Raw genomic sequence first — 16654 nt, forward strand, 5'->3', positions numbered from 1 at the left:
GAAATGGTGATGCCGGGTGACAACGTCAAGATGGTCGTCACCCTGATCAACCCGGTGGCAATGGACGAAGGCCTGCGCTTCGCCATCCGCGAAGGCGGCCGTACCGTCGGCGCCGGCGTGGTCTCGAAGATCATCGAGTAAGCCTGCAGTACCGGTGGTTGCATAGCGCCGCCGGTTACGCGAATGGCGGGCCGGGAACCTCGGTCCGCCTTCGCCGTCTAAGGGAAGGCAAGTTTTCAACGTACGCCAGTAGCTCAATTGGCAGAGCAGCGGTCTCCAAAACCGCAGGTTGGGGGTTCGAGTCCCTCCTGGCGTGCCATCTGCCCACCTTACCCAGCGGCCTGCGCCGCTAAAGCAGACACAGCCGGATGAATAGCAAGATCGAACACTCCAAGGACAACTCCGCCAATGGTGGAGATATCGTCAAGTATGTCGCCGCATCGTTGCTGGTGCTGGCCGGTCTGTTCGTCTGGTTCTGGTTCTCCGCCGACTCCGGTCGCGCCGCCCAGCTGGGTGCGTGGGCGGGTCAGGTGCGTGCGTTGGCGGTCGTGGTCGGTCTGGTTGGCGGTATCGGCGTGTTCATGCTGACCGGCAAGGGGCGCGACACCCGCGAATTCCTCTCCGAGTCGCGCTTCGAACTGCGCAAGGTGGTCTGGCCGACGCGCCAGGAAGCCATCCGCATGACCTGGGTCGTGATCGTCGTGGTGCTCATCCTCAGCCTGCTGCTGGGTGGCTTCGACTTCCTGATCCAGAAACTGACTCAGTGGTTCCTGAGCCGCTAAGGAGAATTGCATGAAGCGTTGGTACGTCGTTCACGCCTATTCGGGCTTCGAGAAGTCGGTGGCGCAGGCCCTGCGCGATCGCATCGTCCGTGATGGCATGGAAGAGCGCTTCGGCGACGTCCTGGTTCCAACCGAAGAAGTGGTCGAGATGCGCGCTGGCCAGAAGCGCCGCTCCGAGCGCAAGTTCTTCCCGGGCTATGTGCTGGTCCAGATCGAGACCCACGAAGAAGCCGGCATTCCGCGCATCGACAACGAAAGCTGGCATCTGGTCAAGGAAACCCCGCGCGTGATGGGCTTCATCGGCGGTACCGCTGATCGCCCGCTGCCGATCGCCGATTCCGAGGCCGAGGCCATCCTGAACCGCGTTCAGGAAGGTGTCGAGAAGCCGCGTCCCAAGGTGCTGTTCGAGCCGGGCCAGATGGTCCGTGTCACCGATGGCCCGTTCAACGATTTCAATGGCGTCGTCGAAGAGGTCAACTACGAGAAGAGCCGTCTGCGCGTCTCGGTGCTGATCTTCGGTCGTGCGACCCCGGTCGAGCTCGAGTTCGGCCAGGTCGAAAAGGCCGTCTGACCTGCCTGTAGCGTCGAGCCATGCTCGGCGTCGGACCAGAAACCGGGCCTGGCCCGGTTTCGTTCGTTTACCTGCTGCTTCAGGCATGTGAAGAAAAAACCTGTTATAGTGCGCGGCTCCCTGCTGGGAAAGCCAGCAGGACGAGGCCGCCGCAAGGTGGCCTTCAGCATGATTTCAAAACGCGATGCCGGGACGCGTGATTCCCGGTCCGATGGGGAGCCTGTTGTCGAAAGGCGCTAGCACCCGGAGAGCACTCACATGGCAAAGAAAGTTGTCGGTTACATCAAGCTGCAGGTGAAGGCCGGTCAGGCCAACCCCTCGCCGCCGGTCGGTCCTGCGCTGGGTCAGCGTGGTCTGAACATCATGGAATTCTGCAAGGCGTTCAACGCTGCCACGCAGAAGCTCGAGCCGGGTCTGCCGGTTCCGGTGATCATTACGGCCTACTCGGACCGTACGTTCACCTTCATCACCAAGAGCACCCCGGCTACCACCCTGCTGAAGAAGGCCGCTGGCATCTCGTCGGGCTCCAAGCGCCCGAACACCGAGAAGGTCGGCAAGGTCACCCGTAAGCAGCTGGAAGAGATCGCCAAGGCGAAGGAACCGGATCTGACTGCCGCCGACCTGGACGCCGCCGTGCGTACCATCGCTGGCTCTGCCCGTTCCATGGGCCTCGTGGTGGAGGGTTAATAAGATGGCACAGACCAAGCGTGAGAAGGCCATCAAGGCCGCCGTCGTTCCGGGCAAGGCGTACGCCTTCGAGGACGCGATCAACATCCTGAAGACCGCCACCAAGGCCAAGTTCGTCGAGTCGATCGACGTTGCCGTGCGCCTGGGCGTCGACGCGAAGAAGTCCGACCAGCAGGTCCGTGGCTCCACCGTGCTGCCGGCCGGTACCGGCAAGTCGGTCCGCGTCGCCGTGTTCGCTCCGGCCGGTGCCAAGGCCGATGAAGCCCTGGCCGCTGGCGCCGAAGCCGTCGGTATGGACGATCTGGCCGAGAAGATGCAGGCCGGTGATCTGAACTATGACGTCGTCATCGCGACCCCGGACGCCATGCGTGTCGTCGGTAAGCTGGGCACCGTGCTGGGCCCGCGCGGCCTGATGCCGAACCCGAAGGTCGGCACCGTTTCCCCGAACCCGGGTGAAGCCGTGAAGAACGCCAAGTCGGGTCAGGTCCGTTACCGCACCGACAAGGCCGGCATCATCCACTGCACCATCGGCAAGGCCGACTTCGCCGAAGACGCGCTGAAGTCGAACCTGACCGCGCTGCTGCTGGACCTGATCAAGGCCAAGCCGGCCACCTCGAAGGGCACCTACCTGCAGAAGGTTTCGGTCAGCTCGACGATGGGCCCGGGCGTCACCGTCGACCAGTCGTCGCTGACCCTGAAGTAATTGTTTCAAGCGGTCACGGTACCTTCGGTGCCGTGACCGTGACATTTGAAGGCATCGCTGGCAGTGCATCGCCTGCGGTAGCCGTCAAAGACCGCAGGCGCGGTCGTGGCAATACCGGCGACGGGCACGGAAGCTCGATCTGGCAAGGAGTCGCCGCCGGAGCAGTCATGAGCGCTTAATCGATTCCCCGGAATCACCCTGCGTAGATGGTGCCCTTCTGGAGTTTTTCTGGTTCACGCACGTCTGGGTTTCCCAGGTTGGCCCACTCCAGGTCTAGAACGGCCCACCCCCGGAACATCATCCCGATGTTCCCGGCGTCCAGGACGGATGCCGTACAGGACCGCACACGGCAGGAGCCGTAAGCGGAGTTCAATAGGAGGAGTGCAATGGCTCTCAATCTGTCCCAGAAGCAAGAAGTAGTCGCCGAGCTGGCAGACGTCGCCGCCAAGGCCCACTCCTTGATCGCAGCCGAATACGCTGGCACCACGGTCGCCCAGATGACCGCGATGCGCAAGCAGGCTCGTGAAACCGGTGTTTTCTTGAAGGTTGTCAAGAACACCCTGGCTTCGCGCGCCGTTGAAGGCACCGAGTTCGCAGTCGCACAGGACCAGATGGTTGGTCCGCTGCTGTACGCGTTCTCGCTCGAGGAGCCCGGCGCTGCCGGTCGCCTGATCAAGGAAGCCGCCAAGGGCAACGACAAGCTGAAGGCTAAGGTCGTCGCCATCGGTGGCGAAGTGTTCCCGGCAAGCCACGTCGAAGTGCTGGCCTCGCTGCCGACCCGCGACCAGGCCCTGGCCATGCTGGCCCGCGTCCTGACCGAGCCGGTCACGATGTTTGCCCGCGCCATCAAGGCCGTTGGCGAGAAGCAGGGGGGTGGCGATGTCGCCGCCGACGCTGCCGAGCCGGCCGCCGAGACCGCCTGAGTTTCGACTTACCGTGGTTCCTGACGGAACCTCAACCCAGAAAATCATCCAAAGGTATTAATCATGTCCCTTACCAACGAACAGATCGTCGACGCCATCGCCGAGAAGTCCCTGATGGAAGTGATGGAGCTGGTCAAGGCCATCGAAGAGAAGTTCGGCGTCTCCGCCGCTGCTCCGGTTGCCGTGGCTGCTGCCGCTGGCCCGGCCGCTGCTGTTGAAGAGCAGACCGAGTTCACCGTCACCCTGAAGACCGCCGGCGAGAAGAAGGTCGAGGTCATCAAGGCCGTCCGCGCCATCACCGGCCTGGGCCTGAAGGAAGCGAAGGACCTGGCCGAAGCCGGTGGCGTCCTGAAGGAAGGCGCTTCGAAGGAAGACGCCGAGAAGATGAAGAAGGACCTGGAAGCTGCTGGCGCGACTGTCGAAGTCAAGTAAGCAGTTACCTTGCATCGTCACCGATTCACGGCGATGCAGCCAAGGCTGGGGGCGTAAGCCCCCGGCCTTTGGTCGTTGTTGCGGTACCGGTAGGGTCGACTGTTAGTCGACTGTTTCAAAAGCAGGAAAAAGCCCAACACGGGCTGCAGTCAAACCCCGGCAGGCCAGCGCACGGCGCGGCAGCGGGGGAGTGGTAGCAGACGAGTTGGCAGTTGGAAGTAGCGGGAGAAGGCGTGCTGGTGCCGGCAATACCAGCGACTTCCAACTGACAATTTCAAGTTCCCTTCGGATCGTGGGCGCACGATCCGCACAACAAGGTGGAAGACCTCATGACGTCCTATTCGTTCACCGAAAAAAAGCGTATCCGCAAGGATTTCGGCAAGCAGCGCTCGATTCTCGAAGTGCCGTTCCTGCTCGCCATCCAGGTGGATTCCTATCGTGAATTCCTGCAGGAAAACGTCGATCCGGCCAAGCGCACGGACCACGGCCTGCACGCTGCGCTGAAGTCGGTCTTCCCGATCGCCAGCTACAGCGGCAATGCTGCCCTGGAATACGTCGGCTACAAGCTGGGCGAACCGGTCTTCGACGAGCGTGAGTGCCGCCAGCGCGGCATGAGCTACGGCGCCCCGCTGCGCGTGACCGTGCGCCTGGTGATCTACGACCGTGAGTCGTCGACCAAGGCCATCAAGTACGTGAAGGAGCAGGAGGTCTATCTGGGCGAAATCCCGCTGATGACCGAGAACGGCACCTTCATCGTCAACGGCACCGAGCGCGTCATCGTCTCGCAGCTGCACCGCTCGCCGGGCGTGTTCTTCGACCACGACCGTGGCAAGACCCACAGCTCGGGCAAGCTGCTGTACAGCGCCCGCATCATTCCTTACCGCGGTTCCTGGCTGGACTTCGAGTTCGACCCGAAGGACGCGCTGTTCACCCGTATCGACCGTCGCCGCAAGCTGCCGGTGTCGATCCTGCTGCGCGCGCTCGGCTACAGCAACGAAGAGATGCTGGCCGAGTTCTTCGAGATCAACACCTTCCACATCAACCCGGATGAAGGCGTCCAGCTGGAGCTGGTGCCGGAGCGCCTGCGTGGCGAAACCCTGGGCTTCGACCTCGCCGACGGCGACAAGGTCATCGTGGAAGCCGGCAAGCGCATCACCGCGCGCCACATCAAGCAGCTGGAAGCCTCGGGCATCGCCGCCCTGGCCGTGCCGGACGACTACATCGTCGGCCGCATCCTGTCGCACGACGTGGTCGATGCCTCGACCGGCGAACTGCTGGCCCAGGCCAACGACGAGATCACCGACGAGCAGCTGCAGGCCTTCCGCAAGGCCGGCGTTGACGCGGTCGGCACCCTGTGGGTGAACGACCTGGATCGTGGTCCGTACCTGTCCAACACCCTGCGCATCGACCCGACCAAGACCCAGCTGGAAGCCCTGGTCGAGATCTACCGCATGATGCGTCCGGGCGAGCCGCCGACCAAGGATGCCGCGCAGAACCTGTTCCACAACCTGTTCTTCACCTTCGAGCGCTACGACCTGTCCGCGGTCGGCCGCATGAAGTTCAACCGTCGCGTGGGCCGCAAGGAAACCACCGGCGAAGCCGTGCTGTACGACAGCAAGTACTTCGGTGAGCGCAACGACGAAGAGTCCAAGCGCCTGGTCGCTGCCCACGGCGACAGCTCCGACATCCTGGACGTGATCAAGGTCCTGACCGAGATTCGCAACGGTCGCGGCGTGGTCGATGACATCGATCACCTGGGCAACCGTCGCGTGCGTTCGGTCGGTGAAATGGCCGAGAACGTGTTCCGCGTCGGCCTGGTCCGCGTCGAGCGCGCGGTCAAGGAGCGCCTGTCGATGGCCGAGTCGGAAGGCCTGACCCCGCAGGAGCTGATCAACGCCAAGCCGGTCGCCGCTGCCATCAAGGAGTTCTTCGGCTCCTCGCAGCTGTCGCAGTTCATGGACCAGAACAACCCGCTGTCGGAAGTGACTCACAAGCGTCGCGTCTCGGCCTTGGGCCCGGGCGGTCTGACCCGTGAGCGCGCCGGCTTCGAAGTGCGCGACGTGCACCCGACCCATTACGGCCGCGTCTGCACCATCGAAACCCCGGAAGGCCCGAACATCGGCCTGATCAACTCGCTGGCCGTGTACGCCCGCACCAACCAGTACGGTTTCCTCGAGACCCCGTACCGCAAGGTCGTGGACGGCAAGGTCTATGACGAAGTCGAGTTCCTGTCGGCGATCGAAGAAAACGAGTACGTCATTGCGCAGGCCAACGCGCTGACCGACGCCAAGGGCACCCTGACCGAGCAGTTCGTCCCGTGCCGCTTCCAGGGCGAATCGCTGCTGAAGCCGCCGGCGGAAGTCCACTTCATGGACGTCTCGCCGATGCAGACCGTGTCGATCGCGGCTGCGCTGGTTCCGTTCCTGGAGCACGATGACGCCAACCGCGCACTGATGGGCGCCAACATGCAGCGTCAGGCCGTGCCGACCCTGCGTGCGCAGAAGCCGCTGGTCGGTACCGGCATCGAGCGCGCCGTGGCGCGCGACTCGGGCGTGACCGTGAATGCCCGTCGTGGTGGCGAGATCGTGCAGATCGACGCGGCCCGCATCGTGGTCAAGGTCAACGAGGAAGAGATCGTTGGCGCCACCGACGCAGGCGTGGACATCTACAACCTGGTCAAGTACACCCGTTCGAACCAGAACACCTGCATCAACCAGCGCCCGCTGGTCCAGGTCGGTGACGTCATCGCCCGCGGCGACGTGCTGGCCGACGGTCCGTCCACCGACATCGGCGAACTGGCCTTGGGCCAGAACATGCTGATCGCGTTCATGCCGTGGAACGGCTACAACTTCGAAGACTCCATCCTGCTCTCCGAGCGCGTGGTGGAAGAGGATCGTTACACCACGATCCACATCGAAGAGCTGACCTGCGTCGCGCGTGACACCAAGCTGGGGCCGGAGGAAATCTCCGCCGACATCCCGAACGTCTCCGAGCAGGCGCTGAACCGCCTGGACGAGAGCGGCGTGGTGTACATCGGCGCGGAAGTCCGTGCCGGCGACATCCTGGTCGGCAAGGTCACCCCGAAGGGCGAAAGCCAGCTGACCCCGGAAGAGAAGCTGCTGCGCGCGATCTTCGGCGAGAAGGCTTCGGACGTGAAGGACAGCTCGCTGCGCGTTCCGCCGGGCATGGACGGCACCGTCATCGACGTGCAGGTCTTCACCCGCGACGGCATCGAGAAGGACAAGCGCGCCCGCCAGATCGAAGAGTCTGAAATCAAGCGCGTCAAGAAGGACTTCGACGACCAGTTCCGCATCCTGGAAGCCGCCATCTACATGCGTCTGCGTTCGCAGATCGTGGGCAAGGTGGTCAACGGTGGCGCTGGCCTGAAGAAGGGTGACGTGATCACCGACGCCTTCCTGGACGGCCTGAAGAAGGCTGACTGGTTCGCCCTGCGCATGAAGGACGAGGACGCTTCGGAAGCCATCGAGCGCGCGCAGAAGCAGATCCAGGCGCACGAGAAGGAGTTCGAGCGTCGCTTCGCCGACAAGCGCGGCAAGATCACCGCCGGTGACGACCTCGCTCCGGGCGTTCTGAAGATGGTCAAGGTGTTCCTGGCCGTGAAGCGCCGCATCCAGCCGGGCGACAAGATGGCTGGCCGCCACGGCAACAAGGGTGTGGTCTCCAACGTGGTGCCGGTCGAGGACATGCCGTACATGGCCTCGGGCGAAACCGTGGACATCGTGCTGAACCCGCTGGGCGTGCCGTCGCGCATGAACATCGGCCAGATCCTGGAAGTGCACCTGGGCTGGGCCGCCAAGGGTCTGGGTCGCAAGATCCAGGCGATGATGGAAGCCCAGGCGGCGGTCGCCGACCTGCGCAAGTTCCTGGACGACATCTACAACCACGACGACACCAACGTGGCCAACCGTGTCGACCTGTCGCAGTTCAGCGACGAGGAACTGCTGCGCCTGGCCCGCAACCTGACCGACGGCGTGCCGATGGCTACCCCGGTGTTCGACGGCGCCACCGAAGCGGAAATCAAGCGCATGCTGGAACTGGCCGACCTGCCGAGCAGCGGCCAGACCCAGCTGTACGACGGCCGCACCGGTGAAGCCTTCGATCGCCACACCACCGTTGGCTACATGCACTACCTGAAGCTGAACCACCTGGTCGACGACAAGATGCACGCCCGTTCGACCGGTCCGTACTCGCTCGTCACCCAGCAGCCGCTGGGCGGCAAGGCGCAGTTCGGCGGCCAGCGCTTCGGTGAAATGGAAGTCTGGGCGCTGGAAGCCTACGGCGCGGCCTACACCCTGCAGGAAATGCTGACGGTGAAGTCCGATGACGTGCAGGGCCGCAACCAGATGTACAAGAACATTGTCGACGGTGAGCACGAGATGGTCGCGGGCATGCCGGAATCCTTCAACGTGCTCGTGAAGGAAATCCGCTCGCTGGCCATCAACATGGAACTGGAAGACAACTGATCCATGCCGGCGCGGCGGCCTCCGCCGCCGCGCCGCTGGCAGTCAACTGAAAGCCCATCGACACAGCATTCCTCCTTCTGGAGAACACCATGAAAGACCTGCTCAACCTCTTCAACCAGCAGCGCCAGACGCTGGACTTCGACGCGATCAAGATCGCGCTGGCCTCGCCGGACCTGATCCGTTCGTGGTCCTTCGGCGAAGTGAAGAAGCCGGAAACCATCAACTACCGTACCTTCAAGCCGGAACGCGACGGCCTGTTCTGCGCCGCCATCTTCGGCCCGGTGAAGGACTACGAGTGCCTGTGCGGCAAGTACAAGCGCATGAAGCACCGCGGCGTGGTCTGCGAAAAGTGCGGCACCGAAGTGACCCTGGCCAAGGTGCGCCGTGAGCGCATGGGCCACATCGACCTGGCGTCGCCGGTCGCGCACATCTGGTTCCTGAAGTCGCTGCCGTCGCGCATCGGCCTGATGCTGGACATGACCCTGCGCGATATCGAGCGCGTGCTGTACTTCGAAGCGTACGTGGTGACCGAGCCGGGCCTGACCGCCCTGGAGCGCCGCCAGCTGCTGACCGAAGAACAGTACCTGCAGGCCCGCCAGGAGCACGGTGACGACTTCGACGCCGCCATGGGCGCCGAGGCCGTGTACGAACTGCTGCGCACGATCGACCTGCAGTCGGAAATGACCCGCCTGCGCGAGGAAATCGCCGCTACCGGTTCGGAAACCAAGCTCAAGCGCCTCACCAAGCGCATCAAGCTGATCGAGGCCTTCCTGGAATCGGGCAACCGTCCGGAATGGATGGTCATGACCGTGCTGCCGGTGCTGCCGCCGGACCTGCGCCCGCTGGTCCCGCTGGATGGCGGCCGCTTCGCGACCTCCGACCTGAACGACCTGTACCGCCGCGTCATCAACCGCAACAACCGCCTGCGCCGCCTGCTCGAGCTGAGCGCGCCGGACATCATCGTGCGCAATGAAAAGCGCATGCTGCAGGAATCGGTCGATGCGCTGCTGGACAACGGCCGTCGCGGCCGTGCCATCACCGGCACCAACAAGCGCCCGCTGAAGTCGCTGGCCGACATGATCAAGGGCAAGCAGGGTCGCTTCCGCCAGAACCTGCTCGGCAAGCGCGTCGACTACTCGGGCCGTTCGGTCATCGTGGTCGGTCCGTACCTGCGCCTGCACCAGTGCGGCCTGCCGAAGAAGATGGCGCTGGAGCTGTTCAAGCCGTTCGTCTTCGCCAAGCTGCAGCGTCGTGGCCTGGCCACCACCATCAAGGCCGCCAAGAAGCTGGTCGAGCGCGAAGAAGCCGAAGTCTGGGACATCCTGGAAGAGGTCATCCGCGAGCATCCGGTGATGCTGAACCGTGCGCCGACCCTGCACCGTCTGGGCATCCAGGCGTTCGAGCCGGTGCTGATCGAAGGCAAGGCCATCCAGCTGCACCCGCTGGTCTGCACCGCGTTCAACGCCGACTTCGACGGTGACCAGATGGCCGTCCACGTGCCGCTCTCGCTGGAAGCCCAGCTGGAAGCGCGTGCGCTGATGATGTCGACCAACAACATCCTGTCGCCGGCCAACGGCGAGCCGATCATCGTGCCGTCGCAGGACGTCGTGCTGGGTCTGTACTACATGACCCGCTCGCTGGAAAACAAGAAGGGCGAGGGCATGGCCTTCGCCAACATCGCCGAAGTGAAGCGTGCCTACGACAACCGCGTGGTGGAACTGCACGCCAAGGTCAAGGTCCGCATCACCGAGGTGGTGACCGACGAAGACGGCAACAAGCAGAACAAGACCTCGATCGTGGACACCACGATCGGTCGCGCCCTGCTGGCTGAAATCCTGCCGGAAGGCCTGCCGTTCGCGCTGGCCAACACCGAGCTGACCAAGAAGAACATCAGCCGCCTGATCAACTCCAGCTACCGCCAGCTGGGCCTGAAGGACACGGTCGTGTTCGCCGACAAGCTGATGTACACCGGCTTCGCCTACGCGACCCGCGCCGGCGTCTCGATCGGCATCGACGACATGCTGATCCCGGACGAGAAGAAGGGCATCCTCACCGAGGCCGAAGCCGAAGTGCTGGAAATCCAGGAGCAGTACCAGTCGGGCCTGGTCACCGCCGGCGAGCGCTACAACAAGGTGGTCGACATCTGGTCGCGCACCAACGAGCGCATCGCCAAGGCGATGATGGACACCATCGGTACCGAGAAGGTGGTCAATGCCAAGGGCGAGACCATCGACCAGAAGTCGATGAACTCGCTGTACATCATGGCCGACTCCGGTGCGCGTGGTTCGCAGGCGCAGATCCGTCAGCTGGCCGGCATGCGCGGCCTGATGGCCCGCCCGGACGGCTCGATCATCGAGACGCCCATCAAGGCGAACTTCCGCGAAGGCCTGAACGTGCAGGAGTACTTCAACTCCACCCACGGTGCCCGTAAGGGTCTGGCCGATACCGCGCTGAAGACCGCGAACTCGGGTTACCTGACCCGTCGTCTGGTCGACGTCGCGCAGGACGTGGTGATCACTGAGGTGGATTGCGGTACCACCGAAGGCCTGATCATGACCCCGATCGTGGAAGGCGGCGACGTGGTCGAGCCGCTGAAGGACCGCGTGCTGGGTCGCGTGGTTGCCGAGGACGTGTTCCTGCCGGGCAACGACGAGGATCCGATCGTCACCCGCAACACCCTGCTCGACGAAGCCTGGGTCGCCAAGCTGGAAGATGCCGGCGTGCAGACCATCAAGGTCCGCTCGACCATCTCCTGCGAATCGGCGTTCGGTGTCTGCTCGCGCTGCTACGGCCGCGACCTGGCCCGTGGCCACCTGGTCAACATCGGTGAAGCAGTCGGCGTCATCGCCGCGCAGTCCATCGGTGAGCCGGGTACCCAGCTGACCATGCGTACGTTCCACATCGGTGGTGCGGCGTCGCGAGCGGCAGCGGTCGACAACATCACCGTCAAGACCACCGGCTCGGTCAAGTTCAGCAACCTCAAGTCGGTCGAGCATGCCAACGGCTCGCTGGTCGCAGTGTCGCGCTCGGGCGAAATCTCGGTGCTCGATGCCCACGGCCGTGAGCGTGAGCGTTACAAGCTGCCGTACGGTGCGACCATCACGTCCAAGGACGGTGATGCGATCAAGGCTGGCCAGACCGTGGCCAACTGGGATCCGCATAACCACCCGATCGTGTCGGAAGTGGCCGGCTTCATCCGCTTCATCGACTTCGTTGATGGCATCACCGTCATCGAGAAGACCGACGAGCTGACCGGCCTGGCTTCGCGCGAAATCACCGATCCGAAGCGTCGTGGTACCCAGGCCAAGGACCTGCGCCCGATCGTGCGCATCGTCGACGCCAAGGGCAATGACCTGTCGATTCCGGGCACCGACCTGCCGGCGCAGTACCTGCTGCCGCCGCGTTCGATCGTCAACCTGCAGGACGGCGCCCCGGTGGGCGTGGGCGACGTCGTCGCCAAGATCCCGCAGGAAGCGTCGAAGACCCGCGACATCACCGGTGGTCTGCCGCGCGTGGCCGACCTGTTCGAAGCGCGCAAGCCGAAGGATCCGGCGGTGCTGGCCGAGCGTTCGGGCATCATCAGCTTCGGCAAGGACACCAAGGGCAAGCAGCGCCTGATCATCAAGGACACCGATGGTTCGGAGCACGAAGAGCTGATCCCGAAGTACCGCCAGGTCATCGTGTTCGAAGGCGAGCATGTCACCAAGGGTGAAACCATCGTGGACGGCGAGCCGAGCCCGCAGGACATCCTGCGCCTGCTGGGCGTCGAGCCGCTGGCGGCCTACCTGGTGAAGGAAATCCAGGACGTGTACCGCCTGCAGGGCGTGAAGATCAACGACAAGCACATCGAGGTGATCACCCGCCAGATGCTGCGCAAGGTCGAGATCACCGATCAGGGCAGCAGCAAGTTCCTGAACGGCGAACAGGTGGAGCGTCAGCGCGTTATCGAGGAAAATGCGCGCCTGTCGGCCCGCAACGAGCTGCCGGCGCACTTCGATCCGGTCCTGCTGGGTATCACCAAGGCGTCGCTGGCGACCGAATCGTTCATCTCGGCCGCTTCGTTCCAGGAAACCACCCGCGTGCTGACCGAAGCGGCCGTCCGCGGCACCTCGGACAACCTGCGTGGCCTGAAGGAAAACGTCATCGTGGGTCGCCTGATTCCGGCCGGTACCGGCCTGGCGTACCACAGCAACCGCCGTCGCGGCGCTTCCGGTCTCACCGAGTCGGAAATGCAGACCCTGGCCGGTACCCCGGTCGCGGTCGAGGCGCCGGTGGTTGAAGCCGAAGCTGAACAGGCGTCGGGCGAAGAATGAGGTAGCCGGTCCGGCCGCAAGGCCGGACCACCCCATCGGTCCATCGATGGGATTGGGAAAGGGCAGGGGAGATCGTCCGCGATCGACCCTGTCAACCTGAACGGGGTACATGGAGGCCCCCCAGTAACGTCCCGGGATCAGGGACGGGCTTGACAGGAGGCGTTTGACTGCTTTCCTGGCAGGTTGCTACAATCGTCTGTCTCAGCAGGCCAGAATTTCGGCCTGCTTTAACATTTCCGCATCTCTGGTCGGATTTTCCGGCCACCAATCAGAAGAACCTACTGATGGCGACGATCAACCAGCTGGTCCGCAAGCCGCGGCAAGCGACCACCTACAAGAGTGCCTCGCCGGCGCTCGACAAGTGCCCGCAACGCCGTGGCGTCTGCACCCGTGTCTACACCACCACTCCGAAGAAGCCGAACTCGGCTCTGCGCAAGGTTGCCAAGGTCCGCCTGACCAACCAGGAAGAAGTGATTTCCTACATCGGTGGTGAAGGCCACAACCTGCAGGAGCACTCCGTGGTCCTGATCCGCGGCGGTCGCGTCAAGGACCTGCCGGGTGTGCGTTACCACACCGTTCGTGGCTCGCTCGACGCCGCCGGCGTTGCCAAGCGTCGCCAGGCCCGTTCCAAGTACGGCGCCAAGCGTCCGAAGGCATAAGGAGAGAGCACTATGTCGCGTAAGGGTAATACTCCGCAGCGTTCCGTCCTGCCCGATCCGAAGCACGGAAGCGAAACCATCGCCCGCTTCATCAACATGGTCATGCAGAGCGGCAAGAAGTCCGTCGCCGAAAAGATCGTGTACGGCGCCATGGACGTGATCACCGAGAAGAACAGCAGCGCCAACGCCATTGAACTGGTGCAGAAGGCTCTGGACAACGTCGCTCCGGCGGTCGAAGTCAAGTCGCGTCGCGTCGGTGGTGCCACCTACCAGGTGCCGGTCGAAGTGCGTTCGTCGCGCAAGATGGCCCTGGCCATGCGCTGGCTGATCGACTCCGCGCGCAAGCGTGGTGAGAACACCATGCCGAAGAAGCTGGCTGCTGAACTGATCGACGCCTCGGAAAACCGTGGCGGCGCCATCAAGAAGCGCGAAGAAACCCACCGCATGGCCGAAGCCAACAAGGCATTCGCCCACTACCGCTGGTGAGTTTGACGGCCTTGTAAAACAGGCAGGGCAGCACCACTTCGGTGCGTGCTGCCTCGCGGTCCCAGAAGGGCTGCGCCAATCCGAAGGCCGCCGAAAGGCGGCGTTCGGCCATCCGAAATCTAAGAAATCTGAGAGGCTCCCGTGGCCCGTTCCACTCCCATCGAGCGTTACCGTAACTTCGGCATCATGGCTCACATCGATGCCGGCAAGACCACCACGTCCGAGCGCATCCTGTTCTACACCGGCAAGAGCCACAAGATCGGTGAAGTGCACGACGGCGCCGCCACCATGGACTGGATGGAGCAGGAGCAGGAGCGTGGCATCACGATCCAGTCCGCTGCCACCACCGCGTTCTGGAAGGGCATGGACAAGTCCCTGCCGGAGCACCGCTTCAACATCATCGACACCCCCGGGCACGTCGACTTCACCATCGAAGTGGAGCGCTCGCTGCGCGTGCTCGACGGTGCCGTCTTCGTCCTGTGTGCCGTCGGTGGCGTGCAGCCGCAGTCGGAAACCGTGTGGCGCCAGGCCAACAAGTACCACGTGCCGCGCATCGCGTTCGTCAACAAGATGGACCGCACCGGTGCCAACTTCCAGAAGGTCGTCGGCCAGCTGAAGGCCAAGCTGGGCGCGGTCGCCGTGCCGATGCAGCTGCCGATCGGCGCTGAAGACAACTTCAAGGGCGTTGTCGACCTGCTGAAGATGAAGGCCATCCATTGGGATGAGGCTTCGCAGGGCATGAAGTTCGAATACAGCGACATCCCGGCCGATCTGCAGGCGGCTGCCGAAGAGGCTCGCCAGTTCATGGTCGAGACCGCTGCCGAAGCCAGCGAAGAGCTGATGGAAAAGTACCTGGGCGGCGAAGAGCTGGCCGAGGCTGAAATCATCAATGCGCTGCGTACCCGCACCCTGGCCACCGAGATCGTGCCGATGTACTGCGGCTCGGCCTTCAAGAACAAGGGCGTGCAGGCCATGCTGGACGGCGTGATCCAGCTGCTGCCGTCGCCGGTCGACGTGCCGGACGTGAAGGGCGTGGACGTTGACGACGACACCGTCGAGATGACCCGCAAGTCGGACGACAAGGCTCCGTTCTCGTCGCTGGCCTTCAAGATCATCACCGACCCGTTCGTCGGCGCGCTGACCTTCTTCCGCGTCTACTCGGGCACCCTGAACGGTGGCGACACCGTGCTGAACTCGGTGAAGGGCAAGAAGGAGCGCATCGGTCGCATCCTGCAGATGCACTCGAACAACCGCGAGGAAATCAAGGAAGTTCTGGCTGGTGACATCGCTGCTGCCGTGGGCCTGAAGGACACCACCACCGGTGACACCCTGTGCGCCGTGGACGCGCCGATCATCCTGGAGCGCATGACGTTCCCGGAGCCGGTGATCTCGATGGCCGTCGAGCCGAAGACCAAGTCGGACCAGGAAAAGATGGGTCTGGCCCTGGGCCGTCTGGCGCAGGAAGATCCGTCGTTCCGCGTCAAGACCGACGAAGAATCCGGCCAGACCATCATCTCGGGCATGGGCGAGCTGCACCTGGACATCATCGTCGATCGCCTGAAGCGCGAGTTCAACGTTGAAGCCAACGTCGGCGCGCCGCAGGTGGCCTACCGCGAAACCATCACCCTGGCTGACGTCAAGTCGGACTACAAGCACGCCAAGCAGTCCGGTGGTAAGGGTCAGTACGGTCACGTCGTGATCGAGCTGTCGCCGATCACCGCTGAAGACCGTGCCGATCCGAAGCTGGCTCCGGCCATCAAGGACGACTTCCTGTTCATCAACGACATCACCGGCGGCGTGATCCCGAAGGAATTCATTCCGTCGGTTGAAAAGGGCCTGCGCGAAACCATCACCAGCGGTCCGCTGGCTGGCTTCCCGGTCGTGGACGTCAAGGTGAAGCTGGTGTTCGGTTCGTACCACGACGTCGACTCCTCGGAAATGGCGTTCAAGCTGGCTTCGTCGATGGCCTTCAAGCAGGGCTTCGCCAAGGCCAAGCCGGTGCTGCTGGAGCCGATCATGAAGGTCGAGATCGTGACCCCGGAGGATTACCAGGGTGACGTGATGGGCGACGTCAGCCGTCGTCGCGGCGTGCTGCAGGGTTCCGACACCACCGGTGACGGTTCGGCCAGCATCATCAACGCGATGATCCCGCTGGGTGAAATGTTCGGCTACGCCACTGCGCTGCGTTCGCAGACCCAGGGCCGCGCCACCTTCACCATGGAATTCGATCACTACGAGCCGGCTCCGACCAACATCGCCGAAGCCGTCATGAAGAAGGGCTGAGCCTCGCTCAGCCTCTCTTGAAACCACTTACGAACAATCAAGGTATAGAACAATGGCAAAGGGTAAGTTCGAGCGCACCAAGCCGCACGTCAACGTCGGCACCATCGGTCACGTCGATCACGGCAAGACCACGCTGACCGCCGCACTGACCAAGATCGGTGCCGAGCGCTTCGGTGGCGAGTTCAAGGATTACTCCTCGATCGACGCCGCGCCGGAAGAAAAGGCTCGTGGTATCACGATCTCGACCGCGCACGTCGAATACGAATCCCCGATCCGTCACTACGCCCACGTTGACTGCCCGGGCCACGCTGACTACGTCAAGAACATGATC

Annotated in this window: 13 protein-coding genes and 1 tRNA gene; all 14 read left to right on the top strand. The window is 63.4% G+C overall.

Annotated features, from left to right (window positions below; all coding sequences use genetic code 11):
* On the top strand, positions 1-141 hold a 141-nt coding region (locus AC5P8F_RS20340; RefSeq protein WP_487247787.1), incomplete at its 5' end, for an EF-Tu C-terminal domain-related protein.
* Between the two features lie 102 nt (positions 142-243).
* Positions 244-319: transfer RNA gene (locus AC5P8F_RS20345), tRNA-Trp, on the top strand.
* A 49-nt stretch (positions 320-368) separates the two neighbouring features.
* On the top strand, positions 369-782 hold the full coding sequence (secE, locus tag AC5P8F_RS20350) for a preprotein translocase subunit SecE (RefSeq protein WP_014646044.1): 414 nt from the start codon (positions 369-371) through the stop codon (positions 780-782).
* 10 nt (positions 783-792) lie between these two features.
* A complete protein-coding gene (nusG, locus tag AC5P8F_RS20355) occupies positions 793-1353 on the top strand; it encodes a transcription termination/antitermination protein NusG (protein WP_004154362.1) in 561 nt (186 codons plus the stop codon).
* 258 nt (positions 1354-1611) lie between these two features.
* A complete protein-coding gene (gene rplK / locus AC5P8F_RS20360; protein ID WP_004145248.1) occupies positions 1612-2040 on the top strand; it encodes a 50S ribosomal protein L11 in 429 nt (142 codons plus the stop codon).
* Between the two features lie 4 nt (positions 2041-2044).
* Positions 2045-2743, top strand: coding sequence for a 50S ribosomal protein L1 (rplA, locus tag AC5P8F_RS20365; protein ID WP_014646045.1), 699 nt, complete (start codon positions 2045-2047; stop codon positions 2741-2743).
* Positions 2744-3129: 386 nt separating this feature from the next.
* Positions 3130-3666 (top strand): 50S ribosomal protein L10, encoded by a 537-nt coding sequence (gene rplJ / locus AC5P8F_RS20370; RefSeq protein WP_010480377.1) that lies wholly within the window; start codon positions 3130-3132, stop codon positions 3664-3666.
* Positions 3667-3729: 63 nt separating this feature from the next.
* A complete protein-coding gene (gene rplL / locus AC5P8F_RS20375; RefSeq protein WP_014646047.1) occupies positions 3730-4098 on the top strand; it encodes a 50S ribosomal protein L7/L12 in 369 nt (122 codons plus the stop codon).
* 329 nt (positions 4099-4427) lie between these two features.
* Positions 4428-8582, top strand: a complete 4155-nt coding sequence (gene rpoB / locus AC5P8F_RS20380; RefSeq protein ID WP_014646048.1) for a DNA-directed RNA polymerase subunit beta — start codon at positions 4428-4430, stop codon at positions 8580-8582.
* A gap of 89 nt (positions 8583-8671) precedes the next feature.
* On the top strand, positions 8672-12895 hold the full coding sequence (gene rpoC / locus AC5P8F_RS20385) for a DNA-directed RNA polymerase subunit beta' (RefSeq protein WP_053495944.1): 4224 nt from the start codon (positions 8672-8674) through the stop codon (positions 12893-12895).
* 284 nt (positions 12896-13179) lie between these two features.
* Positions 13180-13554 carry a 30S ribosomal protein S12 gene (gene rpsL / locus AC5P8F_RS20390; RefSeq protein WP_004145320.1) on the top strand — a complete coding sequence of 125 codons (375 nt, stop codon included), beginning with the start codon at positions 13180-13182 and terminating at the stop codon, positions 13552-13554.
* A gap of 12 nt (positions 13555-13566) precedes the next feature.
* Complete coding sequence (rpsG, locus tag AC5P8F_RS20395; RefSeq protein WP_004145321.1) at positions 13567-14040, top strand: 30S ribosomal protein S7; 474 nt, start codon at positions 13567-13569, stop codon at positions 14038-14040.
* A gap of 141 nt (positions 14041-14181) precedes the next feature.
* Positions 14182-16323 (top strand): elongation factor G, encoded by a 2142-nt coding sequence (gene fusA, locus AC5P8F_RS20400; protein ID WP_014646050.1) that lies wholly within the window; start codon positions 14182-14184, stop codon positions 16321-16323.
* Positions 16324-16375: 52 nt separating this feature from the next.
* Positions 16376-16654, top strand: a 279-nt coding sequence (locus AC5P8F_RS20405; RefSeq protein WP_308307142.1) for a GTP-binding protein, incomplete at its 3' end; no start/stop codon positions are given.

The sequence above is a fragment of the Stenotrophomonas sp. YJH_SMC_69 genome, from assembly GCF_059370495.1.